Origin of the sequence: Synechococcus sp. H55.10 (genome assembly GCF_047502715.1) — a bacterium.
Lineage (GTDB): Bacteria > Cyanobacteriota > Cyanobacteriia > Thermostichales > Thermostichaceae > Thermostichus.
The window spans coordinates 1-1,983 of sequence record NZ_JANSJJ010000297.1 but is presented as its reverse complement, the minus strand read 5'-3'; the positions used below and the strand labels follow the sequence as shown (position 1 = coordinate 1,983).

Sequence of the window (1,983 nt, the reverse complement as noted above, 5' to 3'; positions counted from 1 at the left end):
GCTTGTGCAAAAGCCGACAAGGTTGCCTCTAGCTTCACGGCTTGCGAAGCAGATACCTTGAGCTTGCAGGAGATAGTTAAAACTTGGGTCATGTTGCAATCATACGTCATCCGCATTTCTCCCGACCCTGACCCTACGGGGCGGGGCTCCTGCGGTTTCTAGCTGAATCCGCAGAAAGGTGATGCAAAAAAGGAACCACAAAGCCCCCAGGCTATATCCGGCCAGCAGATCGCTGGGCCAGTTCAACCCCAAGTAGGCCCGGCTGAAACCAATGAGGAGTAGGATCCCCAGCACGCCGCCCCCGATCCAGCGCCGCTGAGCAGGATAATACCTTGCCAGCAGATAGCCCAACAGACCGTAGATTGCCGTTGCTGCGATGACCTGTCCACTGGGAAAGCTGTGGCCTGTCTCTGCAAGAATGGGATCCCAAAGATCTGGGCGGGCCCGAGAAAAAGTGGGCTTTAGGATCCCGGCGATCACGGCAGCTCCTAAGGCTGCAACCAACAGCCCCCAAGCCGTTCGTCTTTGTTGGCTGCGCCAGAGCAAAACCCATCCACAGGCGGTCAAGCTCACCAGCCCAATCGGATGCCCTAACCCCCACCCCACCCAAGCCAAGGGATCTGGCCAAGGGCTGGCCCGGCGCAGCCACTGCAAAATCCATACATCGATGGCTTGACTGGAGGGCGCCAGTCCTTGCAAAGCCAGAGTCAGTCCCCAAAGGGCCAGAGCCGAGCCGAGGATCCCGCCCAGGCCAACGGTTGTGCTCAGCAGGGTCAGGCTCGGAGAAACCCGTCTCACCCAGAAGATGGCGAGCTTTTCGGCGAAGTTAGGCCGCCGCACAGGCGGCGCGATCACGGTCAGCCCCCCTGGGATCACCTCGATCTGGACGGGGGTTGTGCCCACCACTTCTCCATCGACGACCACCTTTTGGGGTGGGGTTGCCTCAACCCGGATGCGGGAAGCTTTGAAGGTGAGGATCCCTTTCAGTTGCGGCACCTGCTTGGCCAGAGAGGCCCCCAGCAGATGCACCATATCCCCGAGCGGTTGCACCCGTCGCGCCAACGCCTGGGACAGCCTGCCTGAATTGGGGTCATCTTGGCCGCGCACCACCGTCACATCCAGTTGCCCATCCGTCGGATTGACGCGCCCACGGCCCTGGGCAAGCACAGAGGTGGCCGGTGCAGCATTGGCAATGGTCAGGGCAGTGGCTTGCAAGTGCTGCAGCTCGGCTCCATCCACTTGGAGCGTCACTTGAAAGGGTTGCTGGTTCGCCAGTTGTTGTAACCCCGCCAGCAAGTAGGCTAGCGATCCCAAGCGACTTTTCAATTCGCGGCTAGCGCGTTCGACCGTTTCCGCTTCAAACCCGATCCCGGCCAGCAGGATCATCGGCTGCCCATTGCAGCGAGCGGCATCCATCACCCGTGTCGATCCGGCCAAGATTAGATCGCAAGCCCTTTCCAAATCAGTTGGGATCCCCAGGGCTGCAGCAAAAGCATTGGCCGTACCGCGCGGGATCACCCCCAGGGGAATGCCGGAGCCAAACAGTACCCCGGCCACGGCTGAAACCGTGCCATCGCCACCGGAAGCGATGATCAGATCGGGACGGGCGGCCAGGGCTTCTTCTGCCAGGCTTTTGGCATCGCGCTCCGGCTCGGTCAGCAACACCTGCAGGCGGATCCCAGCGGATAGGCGTTGCCGCACCAGGGCCAGTTGTTGGGTTTCATCCCCTTGGCCAGCAATGGGGTTGAAGATCAAATAGCCCAGGCGTTGCTCCACCAACGAGAGCAGCAGCGCTCGGGCAGTGGGCACATTCAGCGCCAGCGGAAGATTTGCTTCTTGGCAATTTTGAACCAACTTTGCCAACCCGGCCGGATCTGCTGTCGGATCCCAGAGGGCAATGACGGCTTGGGTACTATCCTCAAAAAGTTGAGCATGCCATTCTGCCCTAGAGGCAACGGTTTTGACCGTCAGCCTGGGGTGTTG

1 protein-coding gene is annotated in these 1,983 nt (G+C 60.4%); it reads right to left on the bottom strand.

Annotated features, from left to right (window positions below; all coding sequences use genetic code 11):
• Positions 1 to 99: 99 nt before the first annotated feature.
• A partial coding sequence (locus NW858_RS13365) for a YegS/Rv2252/BmrU family lipid kinase (RefSeq protein ID WP_414520681.1) occupies positions 100 to 1,983 on the bottom strand: 1,884 nt, incomplete at its 5' end.